Genomic DNA, 18549 nt, shown 5'->3' with positions numbered 1-18549 from the left:
TGTCCACCGGGAGCGCCGTGCGCGGGGCGACGGTCGGGCGGTGGGCGGCTACCAGGTCACCCTGAGGCTCTGCGGGCTCCGGGAGGTGCTGCCGGTACGCCACGTGACGGCGTCCACCGGTTCCGCGAGGCGCAGGTCCGGGAAGCGGGCGGCCAGGCGGTGCAGGGCGATCTGGAGCTCTACCCGGGCCAGCCACGCGCCGAGGCAGTAGTGGGCTCCCGCCCCGAAGGAGAGGGTGGGCGCCTCCAGCGGGGTGAAGAGCCCGTCGGCCAGGCGGCTCGGGAAGACGTCCGGGTCGCGGTTGGCCATGCCGCAGTCCGCGAGGACGACGGCTCCGGCCGGGATCGTCACCCCGCCGATCACCGCCTGCGCCGAGGCGTGACGTGCCGAGCCCCGGTCGTCCCCCAGCGGGACGAGGTGGATCAGCCGGTCCGCCACCGTCCCGGCCGCCTCCTCGTCGGTGCCCAGCCGGCGCCAGGCGTCGGGCCGTTCTCCCAGGAGGTAGAGGAGTCCGTTGCCGAGCATGGTCATCGTGCTGTCGTGGCCGCCGACGACCAGGCCGCACACCAGGCTCACCAGTTGTGCCTCGGGGATGTCGCCCTCTTCGTCGGCCGCGCGGACGAGGCCGCTGATCAGGTCGTCACCGGGAGCCCGGCGCCGCTCGTCGAGGAGTGCGGCTCCGAACGCGCTGAACTCCCGCAGGACCGACTCCACCTGCTCCCCTTCGTGGGAGCCGTCCGAGAAGGCGTGTTCGGTCCAGTGGCGCAGCCGGCCCCGGACGGACGGGTCGAGCCCCATCAGCCGGCTGATGACGGCCACCGGCAGCGGGAAGGTGAACGTCTCCACCACGTCGGCCGGCCGCGGCTCCCGCGCCATTCCGTCGAGGAGCTGCTCCACGATCTCGGTGATCCACGGCCGCCAGCGGGCGACCGCCCGCGGGGTGAAGGCGCGGCGCAGGGTGCGGCGCAGCCTCAGGTGGTCGGGCCCGTCCTGGTTGAACATCAGGTCGGGGTTGTTCACGATGTCGGGCGCGTCGAAGAGGGAGGGGGCCTCGTCCGCGTACAGCCGCGCCCGGCCGAAGCGGGGGTCGGAGAGCACCTGCCGGACGTCGGGGTAGCGGCTGACCAGCCAGGCGGGGGATCCGTCGGGGAGTTCGGTGGGGCGGGGCGGGCCCGGTTTTTCGAAGTGCAGGCAGTGCATCGGGACGTGAGCCGGGGCTGCGGAGCCGGGGGGCGGGTGTTCGGCGGTGGTCACTGTGCCTCCTTGGCCGTGCCGGTGGGGTTCGTCGAGGGGGCGTGGCGGTCAGAGTTCGACGAGCACCTTTCCGCGGTTGACCTCGCGGTCGCGGTAGAGGCTGTCGTAGGCGGTGGGGATGGCGTCGAAGCCGTGGTGGACGGTGTGGTCGAAGACGACCTCGCCGCGCCGGACCAGGCCGCCCAGCTCGGTGTGGAGGGCCTGCCAGTTCTGTTCGGTGAACCACTCCAGCGAGAAGATCCCCCGTACGGTCGCGCGCGGGAACATGAGGTACGGCAGGAGCCGCGGCCCGACGCCCTCGTTGCCGACCTGGGTCGCCCACTGCCAGCACACGGCCACCTGGCTGCCGATGTTGAGCATCGGGAACACCGCGTCGGTGACGGTGCCGCCCAGGTTGTCGAAGTACCGGTCGATGCCGTCCGGGGCGGCGCGCGCGAGCGCCTTCCCGACGGTGTCGGCGCTGTCTCCGTGCCGGTAGGTGAGGACCGTGTCGAAGCCGAGTCCCGTGAGGTAGTCCGCCTTCTGCGGGGAGGAGGTGGTCCCGACGACCCGGGCGCCCGCGAGGGCGGCCAGCTGGCCGACGAGCGCGCCCACCGCGCCGGACGCCCCGCTGATGACGAAGGTGTCGCCGGGCCTGACCGTCATGTACTTGGTGAGGGTCCCCCAGGCCGTCATCCCGGGGCCTCCCATCACGCTCAGGGCGGTCTCGAGCGGCAGGGCGTCGTCGTACCGGCCGGGGTCCAGCCTGCGGTAGGCGGGGAAGACCATGGGAAAGGTGCCGGTCTGCCAGAGCTCGGCGGCGCCCGTGCTGACCACATGGGAGCGCCAGCCGCCGAATCCCTGGACCAGGTCGCCGGCGCGGTGGGCGGCGAGCGGCCCGGCCTCCAACACCTCCATGACCGAGTCGGCCCCCATGTGGGCACCGAGCGGGGTGTCCAGGGCGATGCCCTGGAGGTAGGGGTCGACCGACACGTAGAGCGTGCGCAGGAGCATCTCGTCGGGGGCCAGGTCCACGTCGAGGTCCTCGACGACCTTCTCGTAGACGCGGTCCACGTCGGGCACGCCCTCGACGTGCTCGCGGACCACCCACTTCTTGATCTTCATGTCGTCTTTCCTGCTTTCCCTGTCGTCCGTGCGCTGGTGGTCCGCCGCCCGTCCGTGGAGCGGGGGTCGGGGCGTGCCGGTACGGGGATGACGCGGTGGGTCGGCGGGGGCGCGGTGCGGTCCACCGACGCGGTGAAAGGCCGGCCGTCGTCGCGGCAGACGAACTGCATGACGTGGCGTCCGGCGGCGGCGGCCCGGATCAGCCCGCCGGTGGTGGCCCATACGCCGGACTGGTAGAAGTTGCGCAGTCCGGGCAGGGTGGGGCCGTTCTTCTTGATCAGCTCCTCCAGTGTCTCCCCGCTCTCCACGAACGGCTGCCAGCCGAGGACCGTGCCGTCGTAGTTGCCCGTGTAGCGGACCTGGGTGAGGGGGCTGGAGACGTCGCGGACGACGATCGCGTCCCGGATGCCGGGGAATCGCTCTTCCAGGAAGTCCACGAGCGCTTCCCTCGCCCGTCGTTTGGCGGCGTAGTAGCCGCGTCCGTGCCGCACGGGCAGGGTGTGGAGTTCCTCGCCGCCGCGGGTCCGGGTGAGCTGCTCCGGGCCTTCGTCCAGGGCCCGCCACGGGGCGATGTCGCAGAAGTAGGTGGCGTAGACGACGGTGGTCCCGCTGGGTGAGAGCTCCGGGTAATGGCGGCTGCGGAACTGGACGTTGATGCTCGCGTGGCGGATGCCGGTGAGTTCGGCCGCCGTGGCCTCGTCGAGCAGGTAGGTCGTGCAGGGATCGCCCTCGGGGAACGGCCGGGAGAGGCCGAGGAAGAGGGTGAAGTAGCCGGGGAAGACCATGCCGGGTTCCTGGATGGTCCGGGTGTAGAGGCGCCGGTAGGTGTCGTCGAGATAGCGGCCGCCCAGGAACTTCATGGTCGTGGTGTATCCGTCGCAGGCCGACACCACGATGTCCGCGCGCAGCTCCCGTCCGTCGCTGAGCCTGACGCCCACGGCGCGGTCGTCCTCGACGATCACGGTCTCGACCTTCGTGTTGTACGAGACCTCGCCGCCGAGACGTCGGTAGCGGCGCTCGATCGACTCGGCCAGCCCCAGCGAGCCGCCCTCGGGCACGCCGGCCGAGAGATTGGCGTGCGAGGCGAGCTGGAAGTGGAACGGCAGTACCGGGAAGGCCGGGTGCTTCTCGTACAGAATGAAGTTGAACGCCTCGCGCAGCAGCGGGTCCTTGAAGCGGGCCGAGAAGTCGGTCATCAGGACGCTGATGGTGGTGCGGACGGCGTTGAAGTAGGGGAGGAACGACGCGAGCATCCGCCAGCGCTCCGTACGGCTCATCAGGCCGACGGGCTTGAGGAAGGGGTAGACGGCCAGCGCCTTGCGGAAGGTGCGCAGCTGGGAGCAGAACGTGCGCACCGTCCTGGCGTCGGCCGGTGAGAGTTCGATGAGGTGCGCCTCCAGCCGGTCGGGGTCGGAGTAGAAGTGGACGGCCCTGCCGTCCTGGCCGCGCACGATGTTGAACACGTCGAAGTGGCGCACCTCCTTGCCCTGCAGTGCGCCCAGTTCCAGCCAGATCTGGTGCATCTCGTTGCCGGGACCGCTTCCGAGGAGCCAGCTGACGCAGCAGTCGAGGGTGAAGCCGCCGCGGTCCCAGGCCGTGCAGCAGCCGCCGGGCAGTTCGTGCATCTCCAGGACCTGGGTGCGGTAGCCGTTCATCTGCGCGTAGCACCCCGTGGACAGTCCTCCGAGACCCGCGCCGATGATGATCATCGTCTCTCTGGGGCTGCCGGAGCCCCCCGGCTCGGTGCTGCTCTTCTCCTCGGTCATGAGCCGGTTCCCTCCCGTGCGGACCAGCGGTCGAGCTGAGGCAGATGCCCCAGCTTCCCCGGATGCCAGGGTTCGGCGGCGGTGCCGTCGCTCTCCCACGCGCGGAACTCCAGGCCCAGTTCGCGGCAGAGGTACTGGGTGGCGAAGCGGCCCGTGGACGCGGCGCGGATCAGGCCGCCCATGCCGACCCACTGGCCGGCCATGGAGAAGCCGCTCAGCCCGGGCAGGCGCATGCGGTCCTTGCCGACCAGCCGGGCCGCGACGTCGTCGGCGTCGGAGAAGGCCTTCCAGGCCAGGATCGAACCGTCGTGGTTGCCGGTGTACCGGTGCGTGGTGGCGGGCGAGGCCACGTCGACGAGTTCGACGCGGCCGGCGAGCCCGGGGGTACGGCGCTCCAGGAAGCGGCGGACGAAGGCGGCCACCTGGCGTTTGCGGGCCCGGTACTCCTTGCGGTCCCTGGTGCGCAGCTCCTTCCAGTAGGCGAAGTCGCTGAAGTAGGTGCAGTGCACGACGCTGTGGCCGGGCGGCGCGAATCCGTCGGAGTAGCGGGACCGCACCTGCACGACCAGGCTGTTCTGCAGGGCGCCGGGCAGCTCGGCCGCGTCCTCGGCGGACAGCAGGTGGGTGGTGCTGTGCGCCTCCTCCTCGCCGAACGGGCCCCGGATGCCGACGAAGGCGGACACGACCGCCGGGAAGAGGGTGCCGGGGCGTTCGATCAGGTCGCCGTACAGCTTCTCGATCCGGGGCCCGGTGTACCGGCCGCCCAGCAGCTTGTACACCGTGGTGTGGCCGTCGCAGGCCGACACGATGTGCTCGGCGAAGTAGCGCCTGCCGTTCCTGAGCTCGACGCCGATCGCCCGGCCGTTCTCCACCAGGACCTTCTCCGCGCGGGCCCGGTAGGTGACCGTGCCGCCGAGGCCCAGGTAGCGCTCCTCGACGGACCGGGCCAGGCCCAGCGAACCGCCCTGCGGGAAGCCGGCGTTGCCGTGGTGGGCGGCTGCCATGTTGAAGAGGTACGGCAGGAGGGGGAAGCCTTCCGGGTCCTGGAAGAAGATGTTGCGGAAGGCCTGGCGCAGGAGCGGGTCCTGGAAGGTGTCGGCGAAGGTGTGCATCGGGGTCGCGGCGGTGCGCCAGAACAGCCGGAAGGCGGGCAGGACCGTGCGCAGCAGAGCGGCCCTCTCCCGTACGGTGCGCAGCGGGGGCGCGGTCAGGAACGGGTACAGGTCGATCCCGGTGAACCGCCTCAGGTCGCGGGTGAACGCCCGGACGGGCGCGGAGTCGGCGGGCGAGACCTCCAGGAGATGGGCTTCGAGGCGGTCCGGGTCGTTGTAGAACGTCACCGACCGGCCGCTCGCGTCCTCGACCTTGTTGAAGAGCTCGAAGTTGGTCATCGTCTTGCCGTCGAACGCGCCCAGTTCACGCCACACCTGGTGGGCGTCGTTGCCGGGAGCGGTACCGATCAGCCATTCGATGCAGTAGTCGAAGAGGTAGCCGTCGCGCGACCAGGCGGTGCAGCAGCCGCCGGGCAGCACGTGCTTCTCGAGGATCCGGGTCCGGGCGCCGCTCATCTGGGCGTAGCAGCCGGTGGACAGGCCGGCCACGCCCGCGCCGATGACGATGACCCGTGGGGGCGTGCCCGGTGCGCGCTCGCGGTCGTTCCAGTCGGTGGGGCCGTCATCCGCCATGGGCCACGTCCCCCGTCAGCAGGGCCCGTACCAGCTCGGCGTTGCGGGCGAGGTGCTTGGGGTCGAGCATGTCGGCGTGGGTGCCCGAGCCGCGCAGCACGGTGGTGGGGCCGGTGGAGCTGCCGTGCCAGGTGCCGCGCTCGCCGGCGGCGTAGAGGGACGCCTTCTCCTCGTCGGTGATGACGCTGACCGCCGCGGTGACGGTGCCGGTGTTGGGGGTGCGTCCGCAGAAGGTCAGGTACTCCGCCGCGTGGGCGAGGGTCTCGCGGGCGACGGCCTCGGACCCGGTGTGTTTGCGCAGGTGCTCGGCGAGCTCTGCCTCGAAGACCCGGATCCCTTCGTCCCCCGGGGCGTACGGCTCCAGGATCCGGCGGGAGTCCAGGACGACGACGTGGGCGACGTGACGGCCGCGGCGTTCCAGCTCCTTGGCCGTCTCGAAGGCGAGGTTGCCGCCGAGGGAGTAGCCGAGGAGCAGGCAAGGGCCTTCGGGCTGGGCCGACTCGATCAGATCGGCGTACCGGACCACCTTGTCGTCGCCCGGGAGGTAGTTGAAGCCTATGACGGCGTACTCCGGGAGGTGGGAGGCGAGGCCGCGGTAGACGAGCCCGTGGCCGCCGGCGGGCGGGAAGGCGAAGACGAGCGGGGACCGACCGCCGTTGAAGGCCAGGAAGGGCAGTTCGTCGGCCGTCGTACCGTGCAGGACCTCCTCCACCGTCGCCGCCATACCGTGCAGGGTGGTCGTGCGGTAGAGCCGGCTGACGGGGACGGTGACGCCGAATTCGGTGCGCAGGTGGTGGAGGAGTTCGATGAGCTTGATCGAACTGCCCCCGGACTCGAAGAAGTCGTCCTCCAGGCCCACCTGTTCGAGTCCGAGCAGCTCCTTCCAGTGCCTGGCCACGCTGACCTCGTAGAGGGTGGCCGGTGGTTCGTGCGGCCGCTCCCGCGTCTCGGCACTCGGAGCGGGCAGGGAGGCGAGGTCGACCTTGCCGTTGGCCGTGAGCGGCAGCGCGGGCACCTGGACGATGTACGACGGGATCATGTACGAGGGCAGGGAGGCGGCCAGGTGGCGCCGCAGCGCCCGCCTGTCCAGCGCGGAGCCGGGGGTCGGCACGCAGTAGGCGCAGAGCGCCGCGTCCCCCCGGCTGTCGGTGCGCACCGTGACCACGGCCCGGATGAGCGCGGGCCACCGGTCCAGGTGCGCCTCGATCTCGCCGATCTCGATGCGGTGGCCGCGCAGCTTCACCTGCCCGTCCGTGCGGCCCAGCAGATGGACCCGGCCGTGTGCGTCCCAGCGGGCGATGTCACCGGTCCGGTAGAGCCGTTCGGGCGCCGCGTCCGGGCGGCGGCTCAGGGTGCGGGTCACGAAGCGCCGGCCGGTCTCCTCCGGGTCGCCCGCGTATCCGAGGGCCACTCCGTCGCCGCCGATCCACAGTTCGCCGGGGACCCCGGGCGGGACGGGCTCGCCGTGCGTGTCGAGGACGTGGAGCGTGCTGTTGGGCAGGGGGCGGCCGATCGGGACCATCAGGCCCGGCTCCAGATCGTCGACGGGGCCCTCGAAGAACGCGCTGTCGACGGTCGCCTCGGTCAGACCGTAGGAGTTGACGAGCCGGGTGGCCGGGCCGCACAGCTCGCTCAGCCGGCGGTACTCCCCCACGTTCCAGCCGTCCGAGCCGACCACCAGCAGCCGCAGGAAGTCCAGCCGCAGCCCTTCCCTGACGCAGTGGTCCATCAGGCCCCGCACCACCGCCGGCACGAACTCGGCGCAGTCCACACCTTCCTGGCGCATCGTGCGGTACAGCCGCGGGGTGTCGAAGAGCAGGTCGCGGTCGGCCAGAACGAGGTTCCCGCCCGAGCACAGCGCGCGGACCAGGTCGCCGGTGAACACGTCGAACGACGGTCCGGCCATCTGGAGGTGCACCCGGACGTCCCGCTCCAGGCGGTAGGTGTCGCGCCACGCGGCGTACGCCGAGGCGAGGTTGCCGTGGCCGACCCGGACCGCCTTGGGCCGGCCGGTGGATCCCGAGGTGGTGATGACATACGCGGGAGAGTCGGGGCGGACCTCCTCGGCGGGGTCGCTCCCCTGTTCCGGCGAGGTGTCCGGCCGGGCCGCGTGCAGCACGTCCAGGGTCACCGTCGCCACGGGCAGTGCGTCGGCGGGCTCCGGCCTCGCGGCGCCGTCGACGACGAGCACCGCGCCCGTGGTCCGCAGGAGGTGCGCCAGCCTGTCGGCCGGCTGGTCGGGCTGGACCGGGAGATAGGCTCCGCCCGCCTTCAGCACGGCGAGGAGGGTGACGATCATCTCGGGCGACTTGTCGAGCCGGAGCGCGACCACCGAACCGTGCGTGACGCCGAGCGCGCGCAGCCGGCGGGCGCACTCGGTCGCCCGGCGCTCCAGCTCCCCGTAGGTCAGCCGCCGGGCGACGCCGTCCGGGGCGGGCGCGGTGACGGCGACGGCCTCGGGGCGGGCGGCGGCGATCCGGCCGATCAGGGTGTGGACGGGCAGGAAGGGCGCTTCGCCCTCGCCGCCGGGGGGCAGGGCGGGCCTGCTCCACAGCCCGGTCAGCCGCTCCCGTTCGCCGTCGTCGAGCATCTCCAGCCGGGACGTGGTCTCCTCGCCCTCCGCCCGGGTCATCCGGTCGAGCAGCCGGGTGTAGTGGGAGGCCATCCGCCGTACGGTCTGCGGGAGGAAGAGGTCGGTGTTGTACTTGAACACGCAGTGGAAGCGGTGCTCCGACTCGTCCTCGTAGGCCGACAGGGTGAGGTCGAACTGGCCCTCCTCTTCGGGAAGTTCGATGTAGTTCAGCCGGTACCCGTACTGCTCGGTGGCCACCTTGTGGGTCAGCAGGATGAACATCGCCTGGAACACGGCCGAGCGGCTGGGGTCGTGCTGGAGGCCCAGCTCCTCGACGAGGAGGACGAAGGGGTACTCCTGGTTGTCGAGGCCGCCGAGCACGGTCCGGCGGACCTGTTCCAGCAGTTCGGTGACGGTCGGGTCGCCCGAGAGGTCGGCGTGCAGCGGGAGCGGGTTGACGAAGTAGCCGTAGACGGAGGCGAAGTCCTGCCGGGTGCGGCCGGTCACGGGGCTGCCGACGACGATGTGGTCCTGCCCGGAGTAGCGGTGGAGCAGGAGGTAGTACGCGCTCAGCAGCACCATGAACGGGGTGACGTGGTGGGCGCGGGCCAGCGCGTGGACGCGGGCGCTGAGCTCGGTGTCGAGCTCGAAGAACTCCGAGGCTCCGTTGTGGGTCTGGACGGCCGGGCGGGGCTTGTCGACGGGCAGGTCGAGGAGCGGGACCTCGGCGGGCAGGTGGGAGCGCCAGTAGTCGAGCATCCCCGCGGCCTCACGGCCTGCCAGGAACTCGTTCTGCTGGTTCAGGAAGTCCAGGTAGCGTGCGCCCACCGGTTCGAGCCGCGGTTCCTGCCCCTGCCGCAGCGCCTCGTACACCTCGAAGAGTTCCTCGATGAAGGTGAACGTGGAGATGGCGTCGGAGACGATGTGGTGGACGGCCTTCATGATGACCCAGCGCTCGGGCCCGCGCTTGAAGAGGCGGAAGCGGACCAGCGGGTCCTGTGCGAGGTCGTACGGCTTGCGGTACTCGGCGACGATCGTCCGGTGGATGGTCTCCCAGTCCTGGTCCTGCACGTCGAAGAGGGCGAGGTCGGGTTCCACGTCCGGGGAGACCCGCTGCACGGCCCGGCCGTCCTCCAGGAGGAAGTTGGTGCGCAGCGACGGGTGCCGTGCGATCAGCCGGCGGACGGCCTCGAACATCAGCTCCGGTTCGAGCGGGACGGTCACCTCGACGGCTCCCCCGATGTTGTAGGCGTAGCCGTCGGGGTTGAGGTGCTTGAGGAACCACAGAGCCTTCTGGTTCTGGGTCAGGGGGTACTGGCGCTCGTCGTGGTGCAGTTCGACGGCGCCGGCGGCCCCGTCGGAGTCGTCGGCGGCGACCAGGGCGGTCAACCCCTCGTGGAGCTGGGCGGCCAGCTCGCCGGCCGAGGTGCCGCTCAGCAGGGCGACCACGGGCAGGGCCACGCCCAGCTCGGCGTGGATCCGGGCACGCAGCTCCATGGCGAGCAGCGAGTCGAGGCCGAGCGTGCCGAGGCCGCTCGCCATGTCGACGCGGTCCGCTCCGGTGCGCAGGACGGCGGCGGCCAGCTCGGCGAACCGGTCGGCCACCATGGAGCGGCGGGTGTCCTCGTCGGCGGCGCCGAAGACGTCGAGGAAGGCGTTGCCCGATCCGGTGGCCGCCTGGGGGGCGGATGCCGCGGCCAGCTCGGTGACCAAGGGCGGCGGGGCCGGGTACCAGGCCAGGAAGACGGGCCAGTCGACGACGGTGGCGACGATCAGCTGTGCGTGGTCCTGGCCGATGACGCGCTCCAGGACGCCCATGCCGGCCGCCGGGGCGAGGGAGCTCATACCGCGGCTGTGCAGGTAGTGGTCGGCCAGGCCGAGTTCTTCGATCATTCCGGTGGCCCAGGGGCCCCAGTCCAGGCTCAGTGCGGGCAGGCCCTGGGCGCGGCGGTGGTGGGCCAGGGCGTCCAGGAAGGCGTTGCCCGCGGCGTAGTTGGTCTGGCCCGCGGTGGTCAGCAGGGAGGCGATCGAGGCGAACAGGACGAAGTGGTCGAGGGGTTCGTCCCGCAGGTGCCGGTGCAGGAGGTAGGCGCCGACGGTCTTGGGACCGTGGACGGCGTCGAAGGTGGCCCGGTCCAGATCGGTGACCAGGGTGTCGCGCACCTGTCCGGCGAGATGGAACACGCCGCGTACCGGCGGCGGACCGGTGCGCCGGTAGGCGTCGAGCCAGCCGGTCAGGGCGTCCTCGTCGGTGATGTCGAGGGGGGCCAGGACGGTCTGGGCGCCGAGGTCCTCCAGCTCCCGCAGGAGGGCGACGGCGCGGCCCTCGGCGGTGGCGGGGTCGGTGCCGCCCCACTTCTCACGGGCGGGGACCGGTGTGCGGCCCACGAGGATGAGCCTGCGGGCCCCTCTGCGGACGAGCGTGCGGCACAGGAGACGGCCCAGCGCGCCGAAGGCACCGGTCACCAGGTAGCTGCCGTCGGCCCGCAGCCTGAGCGGCAGGGGCCGGGTCAGGTCTTCGGCGGGGCGCAGGCGGCTGGTGCGGCGTGCCCCCGCGCGCAGCGCGATCTCCTCCTCGTCGTCGCTCAGCACCTCCCGCAGCAGCGCCTCGGCGTCGGCGCGTACGCCCGGGGGGTCTGGCGGTGTCAGGGGGTCGAGGTCGATCAGCTTTCCCGGGTGGCCGACGAGTTCCTGGTGGCGCAGCACCCGGCCGACGCCCCACGCGGGCGCCCCGAGCGGTTCGACTGTCTCGCCGGGCAGGACGGGCTGGGCGCCCCGGGTCACGATGTGCAGGCGGCCGCCGGTGCCGCGGGCGAGCAGGGTCCGGGCGAGCGCGATCAGTGAGTAAGAGCCCGGGCCGGTGTGGTCGGCGAGTGCCTGCCGGTCGCACCGGGCGAGGTCCGGCCGGTCGAGGTTCCACAAGTGCAGGACGGCTCCGCGGAAGGGGCCGCCCTCCCGGTCCAGGTCGGCGAAGAGGCGCTGCAGATCGGCCGCGGACCCGGGGTCGACGGTGTACGTGCCGCCGGTCCCCGCCGCCGTGTACCGGTCGCCCCGGCGCACCAGACGGCAGCGTTCGCCCCGGGCCTCGGCGAGGGCGGCGAAGGCGTCGGCGACCCCGTGGCCGTCGGCGAGGAGCAGCCAGCCGTGGTCCCGTGCCGCGGCGGCCGGGCCGTCGGCCTCGGCCGGCTCCGACGGGCTCTCGGTCCAGACGGTCTCGGCGAGCCAGGAGTCGATGGTGGTGCGTGCGACGGTGGTCGCCGCCTTCTCCACGTCGGCGGCCCGGAATCCGCTGATCCGGCCCAGCGGCGCTCCGTCGTCGGCGTACAGGGCGATGTCCCCGAGGGTGGTGTCCTCGTCACCGGGGAGCACCGTGGCGTGTACCCAGAGCGGTTGGTCGCCGACGGGTCCCAGCGCCACCTCGCCCACCGAGAGCGGCAGCCTGATGCCGGTGCCCGGCACGGTGCCGTCCTCCAGGATCTGCGGGGTCAGCAGCGACTGGAAGCAGGCGTCGAGCAGGACCGGGTGGAGGTGGTGGCGGGCCGCGTCGTCGCCGATGGCCCGGGGTGGGCGGATCCGGGCGAGCACCTCCCGGGTGCCGACCCAGACCTCCTCGATGGCCTGGAAGGCGGGTCCGTAGTGGTAGCCGAGCCCGGCGAGCGCGGCGTAGCAGGCGGGTTTGTCGAGGTGCCGGTCGGTGCGTGCCAGGATCGCCGGGGCGTCGAGCGGCGGGCCGGCGTCGCGGCGCTGCCCGCTGCGGACCACGCCGCTCGCGTGCACGGTCCGCTCTCCGTCGGGTCCGGCCGGGGAGGCGACGGTGAAGGCGGCGTCCTCCAGGGAGAGCGAGAGCTGAACGGTCCTGTCCTCGGCGTCGGGGAGGAAGAGTGCCTTGCGCAGGTCGATGTCGGCGAGGACGGTGTGGGTGCCTCCGGTGAGCCGCAGGACGGCCTGGGAGGCCATCTCCAGATAGCCGGCGGCGGGGAACACCACGGTGTCCTGGATGCGGTGGTCGGCCAGGTACGGCAGGGTCTCGGTGTCCAGCCGGGCCTGCCAGGTCGGCTCCGCGTGGTCGGTGCGGCGGCCGAGGAGCGGGTGGTCGAGGAGGCCCAGGCGTACCTGGGCGACCGGCGGCGGCTCGGTCCAGTGGCGGTCGCGCTTCCAGGGGTAGCGGGGCAGGGTGACCGGCCTGCCGGTGGGCTGGAGGGCGTTCCAGTCGATGCCGGTGCCGAGGTTGTGGAGGGCGGCGAGTGAGGCGGCGAACCGCTCGCTCTCGTTCTCCTTGCGGCGGATCGAGGACAGGGTGAGGCCGGACGCCCCCTGGGCGTCGAGGCATTCACGGATCGAGTGGCCGAGCACCGGGTGCGGGCCGATCTCCAGGAACACCTGGTGCCCGTCGTCGGCCAGGCGGTCCACGGCCGCCCGGAAGCGCACCCGCTCGCGCACGTTCTTCCACCAGTACGCCGCGTCGAGCTCGGGGCCGTCCGCGGTCCCCTCCTGGCCGGTGAGGTACAGCGGGACCCGGGCCCGGCGCGGGGCGAGCGGGGCCAGCGCCTCGAACAGCTCGTCCTTGATCCGTTCCATGCCGACGCTGTGGTAGGGGACTTCGACGGTGAGGAACTTGGCGAAGAGCTGATCGGCCTTCAGCTCTTCGGCCAGCAGGGCCAGCGCCTCCTCCTCGCCCGCGAGCGTGAGGGAGGTGGGGCTGTTGACCGCGGCGATCGAGACCCGGTCCCGGTAGGGGCGCACCCGGCGCTCGGCCTCGTCCTCCGACAGGCTCACGGCGAGCATGGTGCCCGTGCCGGCCAGGGTCTGCTGGAGCCGGCTGCGGTGCACCACGATCCTGACCGCGTCCTCGAGGGAGTAGACGCCCGCCTCGTAGAAGGCGGCGATCTCCCCGGTGCTGTGTCCCACCACGGCGTCAGGCCGCACCCCGTACGACCGCCACATGGCGGCCAGGCCGATCTGCAGGGCGAAGTTGGCGGGTTGCGCGAGCCAGGTCTCGCTCATGCGCGAGGCGGATTCGCCGGCGGTCATCTCCGCCAGCAGGGACCAGCCGGTGAAGTCCCGCAGGACGCGGTCGCACTCGGTCACGGCTGCCCGGAACGCCGCCTCGTCCCGGAGGAGTTCGCGGCCCATCCCCCACCACTGGGGCCCCATGCCGGTGAAGACCCAGACCAGCCGGCGTTCGTCGGCGGCACGCAGGCGGCCCTGGACGACCCGGGGGTGGGGCTCACCCCGCCGGTACGCGGTGAGCGCCTCCTCCAGACAGGCGCGTGAGGAGTACACGACGGACAACCGCTCGGGCAGGTGCTGGCGGCGGTGTGCCAGTGTGTGGCCGAGGTCGGGCAGCGACACCCCCGGGCTGCCGTCACGGCCGGCCAGTTCGCTCGCGATGTGGCCGGCCATCTCGCCGAGGGCCTCCGGATGGCGGGCGCTCAGCGGCAGGATGCTCCAGCCACGTCCGTCGAGCACGGCGGTCTCCCGGGGCTCCCCCGGCTCGGCCCTCTCGAGGGGAAGCGTCCTCACGGCCGCCAGGGCGGGGGCGTCGGGTGTGCCGGGTGGCGCCTCCTCCAGCACGACGTGTGCGTTGGTGCCGCCGAATCCGAACGAGTTGACCCCTGCCCGGGCGGGCCCCTCGTGCTCCGGCCAGGCGGTCGGTCGCCTGGGGATCTCGTACGGCAGTGCGGCCGCGTCGATGGCGGGGTTGAGGCGCTCCAGGTTGATGTGGGGCGGGATGTGCCGGTGCTTGAGGCACAGCACGGTCTTGATGAGACCGGCGATCCCGGCGGCGGACTCGGTGTGCCCGATGTTGGTCTTCACCGAACCCACGTAGCAGCGGTCGCCCGGGGCGCGTCCGACGGCCAGGGCCCGGGCCAGCGCGTTGGCCTCGATGGGGTCGCCGACGGGGGTCGAGGTGCCGTGCGCCTCCATGTACTGGAGCGCGCCGGGCGTGATCCCGGCCTCGGCGCAGACGCGCCGGATGAGGGAGACCTGCGCCTCGGGATTGGGCACGGTGATGCCGTTGGTACGGCCGTCCTGGTTGACTCCGCTGCCGAGGATCACCGCGTGGATCCGGTCGCCGTCGCGGAGGGCGTCCTCCAGGCGTTTCAGCGCGACCAGACCGACGCCTTCCGCCCGCACGTAGCCGTCGGCGTCCGCGTCGAACGTCCGTGAGCGGCCACCGGGTGACAGGAAGCCGCCCTTCGTCTCGGCGACGGTGTACTGCGGGGCCATGTGCAGGAGCGTCCCTCCGGCGAGCGCGAGGTCGCTCTCCCCCCGGTCCAGCGCCTGGCAGGCGAGGTGCACGGCCACCAGGGAGGAACTGCACGCGGTGTCGATGGAGAGGCTGGGCCCCCGGAAGTCGAAGCAGTGCGAGATGCGGTTCGACACCATCGTCATCATGGTGCCGGTCGCGGTGTGCGCGGCCAGCGAGGTGAAGCCGAGGTCGGCGAACTGGAGGATCTTGTAGTCCAGGGTGAACGCGCCGACGTAGACGGCGACGTCGCTGCCCGCGAGGTCGGCGGGGCGCTGACCGCCGTCCTCCAGGGCCTCCCAGGCCACCTCCAGCAGTTTGCGCTGCTGGGGGTCCATGTGGTCGGCCTCGCGCGGACTGATGCCGAAGAACTCGGGGTCGAACTCGTCGAATCCGTCGATGTATCCGCCGCGGCCGCCGACGAGCCGTCCCGGCTTGTCCCGGTGGCGGCTGCCGAGCGTGGTGACGTCGTAGCGGTCGGGGGGTGTGGGCGTGATGCAGTCCTTGCCCTCCATGAGGTTCCGCCAGAACGTCCGGTGGTCCGAGGCCCCGCCGGGCAGGCGGCAGCCCATACCGATGATCGCCACCTTGCTCCGTAACGGGTTGTTGTTCGCGTCGGCCATGTCGAACCTCTCAAGTCGTCGTGGCGGTACAGGAGATGGGTACGGCGGACGGCGGGCCCGGCCCGGGCGGCACCCGCTCGTGCCCGCGCCCGTGCCGTAGGAGCCGGCGCTCAGTTGGGCCCGCGGTCGGTGGCCGGACGCCGTCTCCAGGGGTGCAGAAGGCTGGCGAGGATCTCCCCGGTGCCGGGGAACGAGGCGGGGTCGACGAGGCCGACCGAGGCCGGTTCGCGGCCGGGGTACCAGGTGAAGCTGCCGAAGAAGTGGTCCCAGCACGACAGGTCGGAGCCGTAGTGGCCGGCCTCGGACAGGTCGGTGCTGTGGTGCAGGCGGTGCTGCTCGGGGCTGGCCAGCAGATGGTTGAACCGCCCGATGCGCACGTCGATGTTGGCGTGGACGAAGTAGCCCTGGGCGGCGACGAAGAGACCCACCACCAGCACGGCCGGGCGCGAGAACCCGATCAGTGCCACGGTCAGCTGGACGAGGCTCTGGGCCAGGACGATGTCCAGCACGTGGTTCACCCCGTTGTTGGCCACGTTCACCTTCTCCGGCACGTGGTGCACGCCGTGCAGCCGCCACAGGATCGGGTTGCTGTGCCCCAGCCGGTGCACCACGTAACCGACGAACGATCCGGTCAGCAGGGCCCCGGGGATCTCGATGCCGAGGTGGTGGGCCGGCTCGGCGGGTGAGATCCAGCCGACGGCGGCCGTGACCAGGAACTGTGCCAGCCCGCTCCCGGCCATGGTGAGCACGAAGTAGGCGCCGTACCAGCGCCACTCGGCGCCTCCCGGGTGCCATTCCCGTTCGTACGGGATGAGCCGTTCGAGGACTCCGAGATAGACGAGGGTGCCGACCAGGAAAAGCGGACTGACCCGCGCCGGATCCCAGTCCAGGCGCAATGCGGCCGCACCGACCAGAACAACGGCCAGCAGAAGAACCGGATAGGCAGTCGTACGGAGAAGCGGGGCCAGTGAATTCCTGACCGTACGCCTCCCCCCGCCCGAAAGGGGAACCGAAGGATTCCCGCCGTCGGCCGGCCGTTCACACTCGTCCACCAGCAACCCTCCGCACGAGATGGTGACCCAGGAGAGAAGACGCATCGGCACAGTTCAAGAGGGCCCGAGGGGGCTATGGGCACCCCAGGGCGTCAGCAGCTCACGCACCGATTGATTTCGGGCGCCCGGTTCCGACGAATCGGGCCCCGTCCAGCTGATGCCCCCCAGTCCCATCAGCCCAGATCATTTATTTCCGATCCCCACTGCTTTAACCACCGGCCGACTCCCGAAATCCGTGACGGACTGGGGTGGCCGGTCATCCGCCCGCCCATTCAAGCGCGTTTCTCCGTGCCGACGGAATAGCGGAAGACCTCGCATCGCCGATGTGAGCTAAATAGTACGAGCAATACGTTCAAGCGGTAATCACACTGCCCCCCGAAAAGCCCCTCGCCATGCGCCACGGCGTACGCCCGCACCTGGAAAAGCTCCGCCGTGGGACGTCTCGCGCCCTGGACCGTGACACAAGCCGGGGCGGAGTACCGGGACACGAGGGGGTCTCCGTGTGCGCCCCCCGGCAGGGCGGGGGAGGCGCATGCGGAACGGGGCCCCGGCTGTACAGCCGGGGCCCCGTTCGATGCGGTGGACCGTGCCGGTCCGTCGCCGTGGATCGCTCAGTGCGTCGGCGTCACCGCCGCCTTGGCCGCATTCTCCTCGGCGAGGCGCTCCATGCCGCTCTGGGTCTTGAGCGGCTTCTCCTTGATGAACAGGACCGCGATCAGCGCGAGGAACGCGAAGGGCGCGCCGACCAGGAAGACGTCCGCGGTCGCGACTCCGTACGCCTGCTCGACCACCTGGCGGGCCGGTTCCGGGAGGGTGGAGAGATCGGGGACGGTGTGTCCGCCGCCGCCCCCGCCGGCCGCCGCGCCGCCGAAGCCCTTCTCCAGTTCGTCGGCCACCCGGTGGCCGAGCACCGCGCCCAGGGCGCTCGTGCCGATGGCACCACCGAGGCTGCGGAAGAAGGACAACACCGAGGTGGCCGCGCCGAGTTCCGAGGCGGGCACATCGTTCTGAGCCGCCAGGACCAGGTTCTGCATCAGCATGCCGACGCCGACGCCGAGCACCACCATGTAGACGCTGAGCAGCCCGAACGAGGAGTCCGCGCTGATGGTGGACAGCAGCCCCATGCCCGCGGTCATGATGACGCCGCCCGCGATCAGGAAGCCCTTCCACTTGCCCCGGGCGGAGATGATCTGCCCGGCGATGGTGGTGGACAGCATCAGACCGAGGATCATCGGAAGGCTCATCAGGCCGGCCGCGGTCGGCGACTTGCCCAGCGAGATCTGGAAGTACTGGGAGAGGAACACCGTGCCGCCGAACATGGCGACGCCGACCAGCATGCTCGCGACGGTCGTCAGGGCCACCGTGCGGTTGCGGAAGATGTCCAGCGGGATCATCGGTTCCGGGACTCGGGACTCGACCACGACCGCGGTGCCCAGCAGGACGACACCGGCGCCGACCAGGGCGGCGGTCTGCCACGACACCCAGTCGAAGTTGTTGCCCGCGAGGGTCACCCAGAGCAGCAGTGCGCTGACGCCGCTCATGATGAGGACGGCACCGACGTAGTCGATCTTCACCTCACGCCGGACCGTGGGCAGTTTCAGCGTCAGCTGGAGCAGCACGATGGCGAGCAGGGCGAACGGCACGCCGATGAAGAAGCACCAGCGCCAGCCCAGCCAGGAGGTGTCCACGAGGACACCGCCGATGAGCGGTCCGGCGACGGTGCCGACGGCGAAGACGGCTCCGAAGATGCCGGAGTAGCGGCCCAGTTCGCGCGGCGGGATGATGGCCGCCATCACGACCTGGGCGAGCGCGGTCAGACCGCCCGCGCCGATGCCCTGGAGCACACGGCTCACGATGAGCAGGGTCACGCTGTGGGAGAACCCGGCGACGAGCGAGCCGACGACGAACATCCCGAGGGAGAGCTGGATCAGCAGCTTCTTGTCGTACAGGTCGGACAGCTTGCCCCAGATCGGGACGGTCGCGGTCATCGCCAGGAGTTCAGCGGTGACGACCCAGGTGTAGGAGGACTGGGTGCCGTGCAGGTCGGCGATGATCCTGGGCAGGGCGTTGGCGACCACGGTGGAGGCCAGGATGGCCACGAACATGCCGGCCATGAGCCCCGACATGGCCTGGAGTATGTGTCTGCGCGTCATGGTCGGTGCGGCCCCCTCGAGCGCACCGGCGGCATCGCTTTCGGGTATGGGAGCAGCGGTCATCGGCTAACGTTCCTCGTTCTCTGCGGA

General features: G+C 71.5%; 7 protein-coding genes. All 7 read right to left on the bottom strand.

Annotated elements, in window-relative coordinates; genetic code table 11:
• Nucleotides 1-48 precede the first annotated feature (48 nt).
• Complete coding sequence (locus SACTE_RS30325) at nt 49-1200, bottom strand: cytochrome P450 (RefSeq protein WP_176732111.1); 1152 nt, start codon at nt 1198-1200, stop codon at nt 49-51.
• 102 nt (nt 1201-1302) lie between these two features.
• A complete protein-coding gene (locus tag SACTE_RS30320; protein WP_014049837.1) occupies nt 1303-2358 on the bottom strand; it encodes an NADP-dependent oxidoreductase in 1056 nt (351 codons plus the stop codon).
• A complete protein-coding gene (locus SACTE_RS30315; RefSeq protein ID WP_014049836.1) occupies nt 2355-4124 on the bottom strand; it encodes an NAD(P)/FAD-dependent oxidoreductase in 1770 nt (589 codons plus the stop codon). The genes SACTE_RS30320 and SACTE_RS30315 overlap by 4 nt, the downstream gene beginning before the upstream one ends.
• On the bottom strand, nt 4121-5809 hold the full coding sequence (locus tag SACTE_RS30310; RefSeq protein WP_014049835.1) for an NAD(P)/FAD-dependent oxidoreductase: 1689 nt from the start codon (nt 5807-5809) through the stop codon (nt 4121-4123). The genes SACTE_RS30315 and SACTE_RS30310 overlap by 4 nt, the downstream gene beginning before the upstream one ends.
• The gene (locus SACTE_RS30305; protein WP_014049834.1) at nt 5799-15254 is read right to left on the bottom strand and encodes a non-ribosomal peptide synthetase/type I polyketide synthase; all 9456 of its coding nucleotides are present in this window, start codon (nt 15252-15254) and stop codon (nt 5799-5801) included. Before SACTE_RS30305 ends, SACTE_RS30310 begins: the two co-directional genes overlap by 11 nt.
• 110 nt (nt 15255-15364) lie before the next feature.
• A complete protein-coding gene (locus SACTE_RS30300) occupies nt 15365-16306 on the bottom strand; it encodes a sterol desaturase family protein (protein WP_014049833.1) in 942 nt (313 codons plus the stop codon).
• 611 nt (nt 16307-16917) lie between these two features.
• Nucleotides 16918-18522, bottom strand: a complete 1605-nt coding sequence (locus tag SACTE_RS30295; protein ID WP_014049832.1) for an MDR family MFS transporter — start codon at nt 18520-18522, stop codon at nt 16918-16920.
• Nucleotides 18523-18549 lie beyond the last annotated feature (27 nt).

Source organism: Streptomyces sp. SirexAA-E (assembly GCF_000177195.2).
GTDB lineage: Bacteria > Actinomycetota > Actinomycetes > Streptomycetales > Streptomycetaceae > Streptomyces > Streptomyces flavovirens.
This window is presented reverse-complemented; position numbering and strand designations above follow the sequence as displayed.